We start from the raw sequence: 13,890 nt of genomic DNA, 5'->3' as shown, positions 1-13,890 counted from the left end.
TNTNTNTTTTTGTGATTCTCTTTGTTTACTATGCTTCTGCAATATCTACAGGAATAATAGAAACGTAAGATTTGTTGTTTCTTTTCTTTTGGAATTTTACAATTCCATCAACTTTTGCATGTAAAGTATGGTCTTTACCCATGTAAACATTTTCACCTGGGTTATGAGAAGTACCTCTTTGACGTACCAAAATGTTACCTGCCAAAGCAGCTTGTCCTCCAAATATCTTTACACCTAATCGTTTCGATTCTGATTCTCTACCGTTCTTCGAACTTCCGACACCTTTCTTATGAGCCATAATATTGTGTTTTTAAGGTTATTGTTTCTTTTTTATAAATTTAAGAACATCAAAAATTAAGCAGTAATAGCTTCAATTTGAATTTCAGTTAAATACTGACGATGTCCGTTTTTCTTTTTGTAACCCTTTCTTCTTTTTTTCTTGAAAACGATTACTTTATCACCTTTTAGGTGACTTAAAACTTTAGCTTTTACTGAAGCTCCTTCTATAGCTGGGGCGCCAACAGTTACATCACCATCTTTGTCTACTAATAAAACGTTGTCAAAAGAAATAGATTCTCCTTCCTCGTTTTGTAAACGGTGAACGTAAACTTTTTGGTCTTTTGCTACTTTAAATTGCTGCCCTGCTATCTCTACAATTGCGTACATACTTAAAAATTTAAAATGCTTGTTAATAAAATGGATGCAAATATAATTATTTTTTTTCAACAAAGCGGGGTGTAAATCTTTTTTTTAAAATATTTATTAGCTTGATTTTTATATATTTATCTAAAATCAAAGAATAGATGAAATTGTTGAAAACTATTGGGGTGTTTTTTTGTTTTACATGTATTGTCATTGGTCAAGAAAAACCTAAAGAAGTAATACATAAATATATAAATGCTATTGGGGGAATGAACTTACTGAGGCAGGTAAAAACATTAAACATAGTATCGGAAACCGAAATACATCAAAAAAAGATAAGAGTTGAAAATAAGTTGAAAGCTCCAAACCTTAAATGTAGAATGGTTTTTAGAGAAGATAAATTAATCTCTAAAATTGTTTTTAACGGAACTTCTGCATATGAAATAAAACATGACAAGAAAAAAAAGCTAAACAATAAAAAGGAACAAGAGTTTAGAAAAAAAATAGCCATTTTTTCAGAGTTTAAATATCTTAATAACTCTAATTTTGTAAGGCAAGAATACGTAAATGGTGAACTTTGTAATGTAATTGGTTTTTGGGATAAAGAAATTTTTTACAGTAAAAAAACGGGATTAAAGTTAAAAGAAGCAGTAAGAATAAAAAAACAAGGAAATAAGATTTTACAAGAAACCTATTATCAGGAGTATAAAAGTGTAGAAGGTATTTTGTTTCCTGTAAAATACTTAGTTCAAATAGGAGATGCAAAAGTGTATCATGTTGTAAAATCGATAGCAATAAATAGAGATGTTTCAGATTCGGATTTTGAATAGAAGACCTTATCTTTGTTGTAAATTTTGATTTTTTATGAAAATAGTAAATTATATAGTCATTGCGTTTTTAGCATTTCAAACAATTGGATGTCAAACTACATCAGAGGAAAAAAAAGTAACAAATCATCAGAATAACCCCGTTTTTTTAAAAACAGTAGATTTGCATATAGAAGGTATGACCTGTGAGATTGGATGTGCAAAAACGATTGAATCTAAAATATCAAAACTAGAAGGGGTAACAAGTTCTAAGGTAGATTTTAAGGCTAAAAAAGGAATATTTACTTATGATAGTAATAGTACTTCTGAAGCTAAAATTAAAGAAACCATCGATGGTTTGTTAAATGGAAAAACATACAAAGCTACCATTGCTAGCAATGCAAAGACTAAGAAGTGTTCCGAAGAATGTTCTAAAAAATGTGCTGAAGAATGTGGGCACAAAGAAGGAGTAAATTGTCATCAAGAAAAACAAAAGCATTGACTTTAAGAAATCTACGCTAGTCAGAAAGGATTTAAATAAAGGTAAGAAATTAAAAACTACTCCTGTAACTAGGGTAGTTTTTTTAGTTTTGTAAAAGCAATTTTAGTACTAAATTAATAATGAACAAAGCTCTAATAAAAACATTAAACGTAGCAATTGTTTCTGTATATCTAATTTTTTTAGCAGGATCTGTGGTTCGAATGACGGGATCTGGAATGGGATGTCCAGATTGGCCAAAGTGTTTTGGATACTATATTCCACCAACTTCAGAAGAACAATTGCTTTGGCAACCCAATACAAGTTTTCATAAGGGAGCAATTATTATTCACAACGAAGCTTTGTTTGTAGCAGAGCAAGATCTAACAACCCAACAGAACTTTAATTCCAAAAATTGGGAAGCCTATACCAAGCACGAGTATGCTGTTTTTAATGTATACCATACATGGACAGAGTATGTAAATAGACTAGCTTCTGTAGTCTCTGGTTTTGTTTTTTTGATTTTGTTGTTTAGAGTAACTTTTACCAAAAATAAAGTGGCCGGGGTAGCAAGTCTTGTATATGTTGCTTTTTTAGGAATGTTGTTCGAAGCTTGGTTGGGTAAAGTAGTAGTTGATAGTTTTTTAACTCCTTACATTATTACGTTTCATATGATAGGAGGTTTAGTAATTATTGGTTTGTTGCTAAGAGCTCGTTTTTTGGTAAAACAAAGTGATTTGTCTACAGGATATAAATTTAACAAGCTATTTCATCGTTTGCTATACGTGTCTTTGTTAATGATGATTTTTCAGATACTATTAGGAACACAAGTAAGACAATTTGTTGATGAGCAAGTAAAACTTTATGGATTTGATCATAAAAAATTAAGTTTACTAGATCCAAGTTTTAAATTTTATTTTCATCGATCTTTTACCATTATTGTAGTTATTGTAAACCTGATGTTGTATTGGTACAATAAAAAATTCCTATTAAAGTTTAAACAAGTCAACTGGATTTTAGCTTTGTTGTTTTTTGAAGCTTTTACAGGAATATTAATGTACTATGTTCGTTTTCCTTTTGGAACTCAAGCCATTCATTTACTTTCTGGTGCCCTAATGTTTGGTGTTCTATTGCATATGATATTTATATCAAACAGGCTGAATAGATTTAAATCCTAAGGTTTCCATTCCAAGGTTTCTATTAAATGCCTAATGTCTTTTTTTACGTAATTAACAGCAGGTAAGATAGAATCGTAATTGGGTACTGCTCTAAAATAAAGTGCTCCAGTAATAAAGTGTTTTACAGAATCGGTAGCTTGGAATTGAATAGGCGAAGCTGCATCTCCTGAAACATCAAAAATACGGGCGTATACCCTAGTTGTTTGATTTTCGTACGGATACACTTCTATATGGTCTGCTTTTAGAGTATGCTTATAGGTTAGTTTTTCGGCATCAGAAATAAGCTGTAAAATGTCGTTTTTTACTGGTTGATAGGTTAACTGAATATCTGCCTTAAGCATAGGGTATGCTATATTGGCCCAATGGTTGTTTTCGGATGTAAATACCGCTTGGTTTGAAATTTCAAAAGAAAATGAAGAGTGGTTTTCAAAGCTTTTGTAAGTAGGTTTTTTATATTTTAGATCAAGAAAGGCATAAGGCTTTGGTACAGGATGCTGTTTGCAGGAGATGCAAAAAATACTAAAAATAAGTAGGCAAAAATACTTCATACAAGGGCTACCTTAATTTGTTTAATTCGTTTTTTTTCGATGGCTTCTACGGTAAAGACAAGATTCTTAAACGGGATTTTTTCAAATTTTCTTGGAAATTTTCCTGATAATTCTAGAATTAATCCAGCAAGAGTTTCAGATTCACCTTTGTTTTTTTCAAAAATAGTTTCTTCTATTTCTATGACTTTACAGAAATCTTTTAAATTTATTTTTCCATCAAAAACATAATTGTTGTCATCAATTTTAGAATAAGATAAATCGTCTTCATCAAACTCATCAGAGATATCACCCACAATTTCTTCAATAACATCTTCTAGGGTAACCAGTCCGCTGGTACCACCGTATTCATCAACTACAATGGCCAAGTGATTTTTACGTTCTTGAAAGTCTATAAGTAAATCGTCTAATTTTTTATTTTCGGGAACAAAAAAAGGTTCTCGTAACAAAGGAATCCAATTGTGATCTTGTTTATGCAAAAAAGGAAGTAAATCTTTGGCGTATAAAACTCCTATAATTTCATCAATATTGCTATCATAAACAGGATTTCTAGAAAATCCTTTATCTGCAATAATTTCTAGTACTTCTTGAAACGTAGCAGTTTTGGGAATGGCAGAAATATCCATTCTAGGATTCATAATCTGTACGGTTTCGGTGTTTCCAAAACTAACAATTCCTTCTAGTATATTTTTTTGCTCTGCCGTAGTTTCTTTTTCAGAGGTTAGTTCTAATGCTTGAGACAAGTCTTCTACAGAAAAATTGCTTTTAGAGTTGTTTAATCTTTTTTCTATAAGGGTAGACAAAGCGGTAAGTGGGGTGCTTATAAAACTAAAAATTTTGCTAAGAATGGTTAAAACGGGACTCATTAACAGGGCAAAAGGTTTGGCATTTCTATTAGCGTATACTTTGGGCAAAACTTCCCCAAAAATTAAAATAACCACAGTAATAAGTATTACCTGAACAAAGAACTGTACGTTTAGTGGAAATAGGTAAAGGTCTATGTTGTAATCTAAGTTTTTAAAAAAAACAGTACCAATATTTTTAGAAAGGAGTACAATTATAATGTTGATGGCATTGTTGGCAACCAAAATGTTGGCCAATAATTTTTTTGGGTCGTTTATAAGAAGAATTACTTTTTTTGCTTGCGGTGTTTCTAGTTCGTTAATTTCGTCTAACTCTTTTTTGGTTAACGAAAAAAATGCAACTTCGGAACCAGAAATCAAAGCAGAACATAGCAGTAAAACAATAGTGCTGATGCAATCTATAATTGTATCTATTGAAAATCCAGTAGTGTATATGGGTTCGGGCAAAATTTAAAAATTAAAAAGGTAAATCATCAATAATTCCTTTAGAGTCTGGTTTCTCTTTTTCAGGATTTTTTGTTTCTGTTTTTGAAGATAAGAAAGTCATCTCGTTTACAAGAATTTCTGTAGTATATCTTTTGGTACCATCTTGTTCCCATTCGCGAGTTCTTATTTTTCCTTCACAATATACCTTGTCTCCTTTGGTCAGGTATTTTTCACAAACTTCGGCCAATTTGTTTCTTACCACAATATTGTGCCATTCGGTAGTGGTCACTTTTTCTCCGGTACTTTTTTGGGTATAGGTTTCATTGGTGGCAATAGGAAACCTTCCAACGCAAGAACCATCATCAAAATAGTGTGTTTTTACGCTGTCTCCTAAATGTCCAATCAACATAACTTTGTTTAAAGTACCTGCCATGTGTTTGTTGTTATACTAGCATCAAAAATAATGAAAATTTATTTGCTTTGGTAACTCTCTAAAAATTTGTGAATCAGTTTAGGAATGGCATATTTTTCTATTTCAGACCACTTTACTTTGTTGGGTTGGTGAATTTGATCTAACTCTAAAATCCAAAAATGAGTGTAAAGATGTTGATGGCTTAATTTATGAATCCAAGCTTTTGGATTGTAGCAAACTATGTTGTTGGATGGAAAGGTTTTAAAGAAAGGATGTACTTGCAAATCTTTGAGCAATGTTTTTTTAGGAGTTTCTATCAAAGGAAATTGATACAGGTTTTCCCAAATTCCTTTTCCTTTTCTTTTTTCTATCAAAGTAGACTGGCCATCGTTTACTACAATAAAGTTAAAATATCGTTTTTTTATGGTGATTTTTTTTTCTTTAACAGGCAATTCGTCTATTGTGTTTTTTGCTTTTGCCAGGCAGCTACTTTCTAACGGACATTCTAAACAGTTTGGGTTTTGGGGCTTGCAAACCAACGAACCAAAATCCATTAAAGCCTGATTATACTCTCTAGGGTTTGCATTTGTAATAAGCTCTTGAGCCAGATTTTTAAAATATTTAATTCCTATGGTGCTATTAATAGGAATGTCTATATTAAAGTAACGGGCCAAAACACGATATACATTTCCATCAACCACAGCAGCTTTTTCATTGTAACAAATAGAAGCAATTGCAGATGCTGTATAATCACCCACACCTTTTAGTTGTAATAAGTCTTTATAGTTATTTGGAAAAACACCGTTAAGCTGATGCACAATGTATTTGGCAGAAAAGTGTAAGTTTCTAGCTCTAGAATAATAGCCCAAACCTTGCCAGTCTTTTAGCACAGCATCTTCACTAGCGTTTGCCAAATCTTGTACGGTAGGATAATGGTTAATAAATTTGTAATAATAATCCAAACCTTGCTGAATTCTGGTCTGTTGTAAGATGATTTCTGAAATCCAAATAAAGTAAGGATTCTGTGTTTTACGCCAAGGTAAATCTCTTTTGTTATTTAAATACCACGTTTCCAGTATTTTATTAAATTCCATATATTTGCAGATAGGATTGCAAACATAAAGAAACTTCTTTTAAAATTTGATAGGTAATCTTTTTAGAATTAATTAATTATCATATATTTGCGTCCTCAATTTTTCTGGAAAATAACATAATAAAATTATAAGAAATGACGAAAGCAGATTTAGTTACGACGATTGCAGACAAATCAGGGATTGAAAAAGCTGATGTATTGGCAACTGTTGAAGCATTTATGGATGAAGTAAAAAATGCTTTAGAAAATGGTGACAATGTTTACTTGAGAGGGTTCGGAAGTTTTGTAATTAAAACAAGAGCGGAAAAAACAGGAAGAAACATTTCTAAAAACACAACAATTAAAATACCTGCACACAACATACCTGCTTTTAAACCAGCTAAAACGTTTACAGAAGGAGTGAAAGCAAAAGTTGAGGTAAAATAAAAAACAAATTATTAACTCTCTCTAATTTAGAGACATAAAAATTATACATTATGCCAAGTGGTAAAAAGAGAAAAAGAGCTAAGATCTCTACACACAAACGTAAAAAAAGATCAAGAGCTAACAGACATAAGAAAAAGTAAGTTTATATAAACTTACTTTTTCTTGTTTTTTGTAGTTTTTATAAAAAACTATACATGTTCATTGACATTAAGACCTCGGTCTTAATTATCAATTACTTATTTTTAATCGTGTTGCTAATAGTAGCACTTAAACAACATCAGGATGAAATTAGAATTAATTATTCGTTCAAATTCTTCTGATATTGATTTTGCACTGTTAAGAGATGGAAGATTAATTGAGTTAAACAACGAATCTAATGATAATAAAATTTCTGTAGGTGATATATTTTTAGCCAAAGCAGGAAAAGTCTTAAAAGGTTTAAATGCATCTTTTGTAGATGTAGGTTATGCCAAAGACGGTTTTTTACATTATCATGATTTGGGAGCTCAAGTTCAATCACTTAATAGTTTTTTGAAAAAAGTAAGTACAGGTAATTATAAAGATTTTACGCTTAAAAACTTTCAATTTGAAAAAGATATTGACAAAGGAGGAACTATTGACAAGGTGTTAAAACCAAAGCAAAATATTCTTGTTCAAATTGTAAAAGAACCTATATCTACCAAAGGACCCAGAATTAGTTCTGAACTGTCTATTGCAGGTAGATATTTAGTTTTAGTGCCCTTTTCTAATAGAGTGTCGGTTTCTCAAAAGATAGAAGATCCCAAAGAAAAAGACAGATTAAAGAAATTGGCCAAAAGTATCAAACCTAAAGGGTTTGGGCTAATTCTGCGCACAGTAGCAAAAGGAAAAAAAGTTGCAGAATTAGACAAAGATTTACAAAATTCGCTACAACGTTGGGTAGAAATGTGCGAACGTATTCCTAATACAAACACACCATCCAAAGTTTTGAGTGAATTAAACAGAGCATCTTCTATTCTAAGAGATGTCTTAAACGATTCTTTTACAAATATTGTTGTCGACGATTCTGACTTAGCCGACGAAATTAGAGATTATATCGAAGAAATTGATCCAGGCAAAGTAGGAATGGTAAAAGACTATCAAGGACACGTTCCTATATTTGAAAAATTTGGAATTGAAAGACAAATTAAAGCCGCTTTTGGAGAAACTGTATCGATGAGCAAAGGTGCTTATTTAGTAATAGAACACACAGAGGCTTTACATGTTATTGATGTAAACAGTGGAAACCGTTCTAACAAGGCAACAAGCCAACAAGACACAGCACTAGAAGTGAATTTAATTGCCGCAACTGAAATAGCACGACAGTTGCGTTTAAGAGACATGGGTGGAATTATAGTAGTCGATTTTATTGATATGAATACCAATGAAAACAGACAAAAACTTTACGAACACCTTAAAAATGAAATGGCCTCTGATAGAACCAAACATAAAATCTTACCTCCTAGTAAGTTTGGTTTAGTGCAAATAACTCGTCAAAGGGTTCGACCAGAAACCAACATCAATACTCAAGAGCCAAATCCTAACAAAAACGGAAAGGTAGAAGCACCTATTGTGCTGATTGATAAATTGGATGTAGAACTTAGAAAAATCTTGTCGAATCAAAGAAAGCGTAATGAAGATTTATTTTTACATGTACATCCTTTTGTGGCTGCTTACTTAAAAAGAAAAATGCGTATGCAACAACGAAAATGGTTTGTAGAGCACAAAAAATGGATAAAAATAATCCCTAGAGATGCGTATATGTACTTGCAATACAAATTCTCTTTCAAAAAGTAAAATCATATCATTAAGCCTTGTCAGTATTACTGATGAGGCTTTTTTTATGTCGTAATTTTTTCTTTCTTCTTAGTTTTAGTAAAAATCGTGTTAATTTGTTTAGGGTCATATCTCCTCCTACATATAAAAAAATAGCTCCTAAAGGAGGGTTGGTAGTGGTAAAAAACCCTTGTTGATTACTCCAGGTCCAAACTTGTAAATAGGTGCCGGCAAGTTCTAAATAAAGCACTAGTGTCCCCATAATTAGGTAAAAAGGAAGAAATTTTTTTCTTTTTAGAGCCCAAAAAAAGAGAGCTCCTAGTAGCATACTTAAGGTGTCTTTAAAAAAGGTGATGACAATAAAAAATGCCAAAGCATAAAAAATAGTAAAGCTTCTTTTTAGTGTTATGCTGTTGTGTTTGGTTACGTATTTTTGTGTAAGTAGCCATCCAAATGCAAAAACACCTGCGTGCCCAAAAGGAACGTACAAAGGTATCGTTCCTGCTCTGTAATCGTACATATCCCAAACATTGCAAAAAAGGTGTTCTCCTAACCACGATAAAGGAATCATTAATAAAATTTGGATTTTTAATCGTAAAGAAGCTGTGTATAACAAAAATCCATCAATAACAAGTACACATAAGGTGGTAATAACTTTTCCGTCAAAATAATAATTGCTAAAGTAGGTTGAATCAAAAAATAAAAAAGGAGTCCATAGCAGAATAATAAGAATAGACAGGTTTGTGTTTTTGTTAATGCGAACTAAAGTATTCATGCGTAGTTTGTGTTAAAACCAAAATCCAGCACTAATATACACTCTATCAAACCTATTTTCGGGAGACCATGCATATTTTATTTCTATAGGTCCTAGAATGGTGCTAGAACACAAACCAACGGCGTATCCTGTTCGTGCATTTTGAAAAAAGGAGTCATGCCTCATAAATTCAATAATATCATCGGAAACTAAACCGTAATTGGTCGAAAAATCAATATAATTTTTTTTGTAGTAACGAAAACGAAAAGTTCCCAAAGTTTTTAAGAAAGAGTTTCCTTGTAGCTCTGTAAAAGAGTATCCTAGAAAGGGAACAAAGTTGTTGATAAAGTTATCTCCGTATCCTCCTAATAAATAACTAAATTGTTCGGGTGTATTGTCCGAAAAGCTAACTGCACCATCTGCTTGTCCCATAAATGTCCATCGGTTAGAAATGGTCCATGTTCCTTCTACTTTTGCTCTTAATTGCGAAAAAGGAGCAAAATCACCATTGTAGTTGTTAGACAGTAAATAGGTTCTCCAAGAAGCATCAATAAGCACTCCTTTGGTTGGGAAGCTTTTTTGGTCATAGGTGTCCGCTTCTAGTTTGGCTACAAAGTTTAGATAATGACTCTTGTCAAAAAAAGTCCTGTTTTGGTCTCTTTCTGATGCAAAACTGTTGGTGTAAATTCTAAGGTGTTTGTGTTCTAAACCTACAGAAATAGCATATTTATTTTGATAGTTTATTTGTGAATATAAATAGTTGGTAAAATCATGGTGGTTAAGGTTGATGGAATTTACATTCATATCCATAAAATTGGGAGAATTGATGTTTGTTTCTAGTTGATTGAATCTAGAAAAAAGTCCATATCCCAAAAAATGCCCATTGTCTATAAAGTAATTTAGGTTGTAGCGTATGTTGTCTCCAAAAGCAAAATCAACCGAAAAGATATCGTTTTGTAGCAAAAGGTGTTTTTGTGTATAGTTTACCAAGCCAGCTAATTTGTAAATATTGTCGTAATGAGCTCCGAGTCTTAAATATTGAAAATTTGGATTTTCGGTTAGGTGTATTTTTAAATCTACAATAGAGTCTTTTTCATTAAAATCGTAATAAATATTGCTAAAATTGCTACTGGTTGTTGCGTAATTAATATTTTGATTAAAGGTTTTTAAAGAGATAGATTCCCCTTCTTTAAAATTTAGTTTTCCTCTAATATATCTTCGCGTGTAGTTTTTTGCTCCATAAATTTCGTAGCTATTTACACGGTACATTTTGTTAGATAAAATAATTTTTTCTCTTTTTTTTCTTCGATTTTGTTGTGATGCTATTGCTTTAAATTCAGCAATATAATTCTTTGCTTTTTCGTATCCTGCATCAATGATTTCACGTTTTTTATCAAAATCAATAATGCTAAAATCTTTTACATTGGGGTGTAAGTACAAATCTACTTCTTTTTTAAAGTCGGTAGAATCTTTACCATAAAGCTGAAAGTTTACAATTTGATCTATTACCTTGATCGCAGAATCTATGTTGTCCGATTTTTTTAAAAAACCTTGAACGTCTACACCAATCACATAGTCCACTCCTTTTTTCTTCATTTCTTGAATGGGAAAGTTGTTAGAAATTCCTCCATCAATTACAGTAATAGAATCTAATTTGCTAGGAGATAGCAAAGTAGGTAAAGATGCACTAGAACGAATGGCAATTGGTAAAGAACCGGAGTTTATTTCTACTTGTTTTCCCGTTTCTATGTTTGTTGCCATACAAAAAAAGGGAATAGGCAATTTAGAAAAATCGCGAATATGAGCCACAGGGTGAAAGAGTTGACTTAGCGTGTTGTAGGTATTTTGCCCTTTGGATAAAGCCAAAGGCAAACCAACTTTAAGACCTTTTATAGGAAGAGTTAACAAGTATTTTTGGCTGTGTTTTTTGTCAAAAAAAGAATAGTATTTTCGGTCTATTTGGTCAGTAAGCATTTTTTCGAAATCGATAGCCATAATAATCGAATCTACCTGTTTAGCAGAATATCCTGTTGCATACAATGCTCCTACAGCAGCTCCCATACTGGTTCCTCCAATATAGTCCAACTCTAAACCAGCCTCTTCAATAGCTTTTAAGACTCCTATATGTGCAAAACCCTTAGCAGAACCTCCGCTTAACACCAAACCAATTTTGGGTGCCTTTTGTTTTTTAGTTTGAGAAAAACTAAAGGAAAAAAATAAGAGAATTAAAAGGGTTAGTACATGCTTCATATTCCTCAAAGTTATTCTTTTTCACGGAAAAATGAATGTATTTTTTTGGCTCTAGAAGCACCAATAACATTGGTTAACTGCTCTAGGTTTGCAGCTTTAATTCGCTTTACAGATTTAAAATATTGCAACAAAGTTTCTACGCTTTGTTTTCCTATTCCAGGAATGTTTTCTAATTCAGAATTTAGAGAACTGTTGCTACGTCTGTTTCGGTGATGTGTAATTCCAAAACGATGGGCTTCGTTTCTTAAATACTGTAAAATTTTAAGCGTTTCTGATTTTTTATCCAAATACAATGGAATGGGGTCTTCAGGAAAAAAGAGTTCTTCCAAACGCTTGGCTATTCCGATAATAGCAATTTTGTTTCGCAAGCCTAACAGATCTAAACTTTTTAAGGCCGACGACAGCTGTCCTTTCCCACCGTCTATCAAAATTAATTGGGGCAATGGTTGGTCTTCGTCTAGCAAACGTTTGTAACGTCTGTAAACGGCTTCTTCCATAGAGGCAAAGTCGTCGGGACCTTCTACGGTTTTAATGTTAAAATGGCGGTAATCTTTTTTGCTAGGTTTTCCGTCTTTAAATACCACACACGCAGCAACAGGATTGGTTCCTTGTATGTTACTGTTATCAAAACATTCAATATGTCTTGGTTCTTCGCTTAAACGTAAATCCTTTTTCATCTGAGCCATAATACGTTTGGTATGGCGTTCCGGATCTACAATTTGTACTTGTTTAAACTGTTCTTGTCTGTAATATTTGGCATTTCTAAGAGAAAGTTCAACCACTCTAAGTTTGTCTCCTTGTTTGGGTACGGTAACTTTAATGTTTTCGCCTACGTTTACCTTAAAAGGCACAAAAATCTCTGGGCTAATGGAGTCAAAACGATCTCTGAGTTCTACAATAGCAAGTTCTAACAGCTCTTTATCGCTTTCGTTTAGTTTCTTTTTAATCTCCGTGGTGTGCGATTGTATAATTGAACCGTTAGAAATCTTAAAAAAATTAACATAAGCTGCAGTGTCATCCGATAAAATAGAAAATACATCAACATTATTGATGGTGGGACTTACAATGGTAGATTTGGCTTGGTAATTGGCTAATAAATCAATTTTCTCTTTTATTTTTTGGGCTTCTTCAAATTCTAATTTTTCTGCAAAATCTTGCATCATATCACGAAAAGCTACTAAAGACTGTTTAAAGTTTCCTTTAATGATGTTTTTAATAGCTTGTATTTGTAGATTATAGGCTGTTTCGGTTTGTAAGCCTTCGCAGGGGCCTTTGCATTTTTTTATGTGGTAGTCTAAACAAACTTTAAATTTTCCTGTATTGATGTTTTCGGGGCTTAAATCAAAAACACAACTGCGTATTTGATAGAGTTCTTTTATTAAATCTAACAGGGCGTAGGCGGTTTTTACATTGGTGTAAGGACCAAAATATTCCGAACCGTCTCTTATAATCTTTCGGGTTACAAATATTCTTGGAAAGCGTTCTTTTTTAATACAAATCCATGGATAACTTTTGTCGTCTTTTAGTAATACGTTGTATTTGGGTTTGTATTTTTTTATCAGGTTGTTTTCTAATAGCAGCGCATCGGTTTCTGTGGCAACCACGATGTGTTTAATGTCGCAAATTTTAGAAACTAAGATGCGTGTTTTGGCATCGTCGTGTGTTTTGGTAAAGTAACTGCTTACTCTTTTTTTAAGATTGATGGCTTTACCGACGTAAATAATAGTGCCTTCTTTATCAAAATACTGATAGACTCCGGGTGTGGTTGGGAGTACGGCTATTTTTAGTTTGATGTTTGGATGAGTTTTCACAACACAAATTTAAGGATTCTTGATTTTGTGATCTTAGTTTTTTTAGTTCTTGAATTATGAATGGAAGATGGAAGGCATAAAAGTGACAAGGCATTGTGTAAAAAACATGTTGCTTGTATGGTTTTTGACTATGAAATAAATCTAAATTACAAAGGAGAAAATACACAACAGGTTGTATGAAATGTAAATGGCAATGCAAGATTTTTTTTTGACAATACAATGAATGCTAATTACAAAGAAAAAAAAGTAGAATAGGTTGTAAAAAATATATTTTACAAAGCATGAATTGTTTTTAACGATAGCAAAAATACAAATTGCAAAGGAAGAAATGTAAATTACGGAGCATGAAACAAAAAACAGATCGCATCAACCAAAAAATATTGTGTAAGAGTGTTTATCAATAAAAAAATAG

At 32.2% G+C, this 13,890-nt stretch carries 14 protein-coding genes; 5 read left to right on the top strand and 9 right to left on the bottom strand.

Annotation, left to right across the window (positions count from 1 at the left end; genetic code table 11):
* Nucleotides 1-28 precede the first annotated feature (28 nt).
* Both rpmA and rplU read right to left on the bottom strand, forming a co-directional pair.
* On the bottom strand, nt 29-298 hold the full coding sequence (gene rpmA, locus FS85_RS0110135; protein ID WP_010136146.1) for a 50S ribosomal protein L27: 270 nt from the start codon (nt 296-298) through the stop codon (nt 29-31).
* A 56-nt stretch (nt 299-354) separates the two neighbouring features.
* Entirely contained in the window at nt 355-666 is a 312-nt protein-coding gene (gene rplU, locus FS85_RS0110130) for a 50S ribosomal protein L21 (RefSeq protein ID WP_010136145.1), read from the bottom strand.
* A 137-nt stretch (nt 667-803) separates the two neighbouring features.
* On the opposite strand from rplU, the gene FS85_RS0110125 reads away from it, so the two are divergent.
* From FS85_RS0110125 to FS85_RS0110115, 3 genes are all read left to right on the top strand, one after another.
* The gene (locus FS85_RS0110125; RefSeq protein WP_010136144.1) at nt 804-1,472 is read left to right on the top strand and encodes a hypothetical protein; all 669 of its coding nucleotides are present in this window, start codon (nt 804-806) and stop codon (nt 1,470-1,472) included.
* Between the two features lie 34 nt (nt 1,473-1,506).
* The gene (locus FS85_RS15480; protein WP_010136142.1) at nt 1,507-1,950 is read left to right on the top strand and encodes a heavy-metal-associated domain-containing protein; all 444 of its coding nucleotides are present in this window, start codon (nt 1,507-1,509) and stop codon (nt 1,948-1,950) included.
* 119 nt (nt 1,951-2,069) lie between these two features.
* A complete protein-coding gene (locus FS85_RS0110115) occupies nt 2,070-3,104 on the top strand; it encodes a COX15/CtaA family protein (protein WP_010136141.1) in 1,035 nt (344 codons plus the stop codon).
* Here FS85_RS0110115 and gldD read toward each other — a convergent pair.
* The 4 genes from gldD to mutY are packed head-to-tail and all read right to left on the bottom strand — an operon-like array spanning nt 3,101 to nt 6,444.
* The gene (gene gldD, locus FS85_RS0110110) at nt 3,101-3,652 is read right to left on the bottom strand and encodes a gliding motility lipoprotein GldD (protein WP_010136140.1); all 552 of its coding nucleotides are present in this window, start codon (nt 3,650-3,652) and stop codon (nt 3,101-3,103) included. The genes FS85_RS0110115 and gldD overlap by 4 nt on opposite strands.
* Complete coding sequence (gldE, locus tag FS85_RS0110105; RefSeq protein ID WP_010136139.1) at nt 3,649-4,959, bottom strand: gliding motility-associated protein GldE; 1,311 nt, start codon at nt 4,957-4,959, stop codon at nt 3,649-3,651. The genes gldD and gldE overlap by 4 nt, the downstream gene beginning before the upstream one ends.
* Nucleotides 4,960-4,969: 10 nt before the next feature.
* On the bottom strand, nt 4,970-5,371 hold the full coding sequence (locus FS85_RS0110100; RefSeq protein WP_010136138.1) for a single-stranded DNA-binding protein: 402 nt from the start codon (nt 5,369-5,371) through the stop codon (nt 4,970-4,972).
* A gap of 38 nt (nt 5,372-5,409) precedes the next feature.
* Nucleotides 5,410-6,444 (bottom strand): A/G-specific adenine glycosylase, encoded by a 1,035-nt coding sequence (gene mutY, locus FS85_RS0110095; protein ID WP_010136137.1) that lies wholly within the window; start codon nt 6,442-6,444, stop codon nt 5,410-5,412.
* A gap of 134 nt (nt 6,445-6,578) precedes the next feature.
* Between mutY and FS85_RS0110090 the strand changes: the two genes are divergently transcribed.
* Both FS85_RS0110090 and FS85_RS0110085 read left to right on the top strand, forming a co-directional pair.
* On the top strand, nt 6,579-6,869 hold the full coding sequence (locus tag FS85_RS0110090) for an HU family DNA-binding protein (RefSeq protein WP_010136136.1): 291 nt from the start codon (nt 6,579-6,581) through the stop codon (nt 6,867-6,869).
* A gap of 282 nt (nt 6,870-7,151) precedes the next feature.
* Complete coding sequence (locus FS85_RS0110085; RefSeq protein WP_010136135.1) at nt 7,152-8,684, top strand: Rne/Rng family ribonuclease; 1,533 nt, start codon at nt 7,152-7,154, stop codon at nt 8,682-8,684.
* 10 nt (nt 8,685-8,694) lie between these two features.
* On the opposite strand, the gene FS85_RS0110080 is transcribed toward FS85_RS0110085, so the two are convergent.
* From FS85_RS0110080 to uvrC, 3 genes are read right to left on the bottom strand one after another with little or no spacing between them, the layout of a single operon-like run.
* Nucleotides 8,695-9,438 carry a hypothetical protein gene (locus tag FS85_RS0110080; protein WP_010136134.1) on the bottom strand — a complete coding sequence of 248 codons (744 nt, stop codon included), beginning with the start codon at nt 9,436-9,438 and terminating at the stop codon, nt 8,695-8,697.
* A 12-nt stretch (nt 9,439-9,450) separates the two neighbouring features.
* Nucleotides 9,451-11,667, bottom strand: a complete 2,217-nt coding sequence (locus FS85_RS0110075) for a patatin-like phospholipase family protein (protein ID WP_010136133.1) — start codon at nt 11,665-11,667, stop codon at nt 9,451-9,453.
* An 11-nt stretch (nt 11,668-11,678) separates the two neighbouring features.
* Nucleotides 11,679-13,478: an excinuclease ABC subunit UvrC gene (gene uvrC / locus FS85_RS0110070; RefSeq protein WP_010136131.1), complete on the bottom strand. Its 1,800-nt coding sequence runs from the start codon at nt 13,476-13,478 to the stop codon at nt 11,679-11,681.
* Between the last annotated feature and the right edge of the window lie 412 nt (nt 13,479-13,890).

It is taken from the genome of Ochrovirga pacifica (genome assembly GCF_000220525.1).
In the GTDB taxonomy this organism is placed as follows: Bacteria; Bacteroidota; Bacteroidia; order Flavobacteriales; family Flavobacteriaceae; genus Ochrovirga; species Ochrovirga pacifica.
This window is presented reverse-complemented; position numbering and strand designations above follow the sequence as displayed.

Coding starts and splice junctions, on each gene's coding strand:
- mutY (WP_010136137.1), bottom strand. CDS start 6,444: ATGGAATTTAATAAAATACTGGAAACGTGGTATTTAAATAACAAAAGA.
- FS85_RS0110115 (WP_010136141.1), top strand. CDS start 2,070: ATGAACAAAGCTCTAATAAAAACATTAAACGTAGCAATTGTTTCTGTA.
- rpmA (WP_010136146.1), bottom strand. CDS start 298: ATGGCTCATAAGAAAGGTGTCGGAAGTTCGAAGAACGGTAGAGAATCA.
- FS85_RS15480 (WP_010136142.1), top strand. CDS start 1,507: ATGAAAATAGTAAATTATATAGTCATTGCGTTTTTAGCATTTCAAACA.
- FS85_RS0110080 (WP_010136134.1), bottom strand. CDS start 9,438: ATGAATACTTTAGTTCGCATTAACAAAAACACAAACCTGTCTATTCTT.
- FS85_RS0110090 (WP_010136136.1), top strand. CDS start 6,579: ATGACGAAAGCAGATTTAGTTACGACGATTGCAGACAAATCAGGGATT.
- FS85_RS0110085 (WP_010136135.1), top strand. CDS start 7,152: ATGAAATTAGAATTAATTATTCGTTCAAATTCTTCTGATATTGATTTT.
- FS85_RS0110125 (WP_010136144.1), top strand. CDS start 804: ATGAAATTGTTGAAAACTATTGGGGTGTTTTTTTGTTTTACATGTATT.
- rplU (WP_010136145.1), bottom strand. CDS start 666: ATGTACGCAATTGTAGAGATAGCAGGGCAGCAATTTAAAGTAGCAAAA.
- gldD (WP_010136140.1), bottom strand. CDS start 3,652: ATGAAGTATTTTTGCCTACTTATTTTTAGTATTTTTTGCATCTCCTGC.
- FS85_RS0110075 (WP_010136133.1), bottom strand. CDS start 11,667: ATGAAGCATGTACTAACCCTTTTAATTCTCTTATTTTTTTCCTTTAGT.
- FS85_RS0110100 (WP_010136138.1), bottom strand. CDS start 5,371: ATGGCAGGTACTTTAAACAAAGTTATGTTGATTGGACATTTAGGAGAC.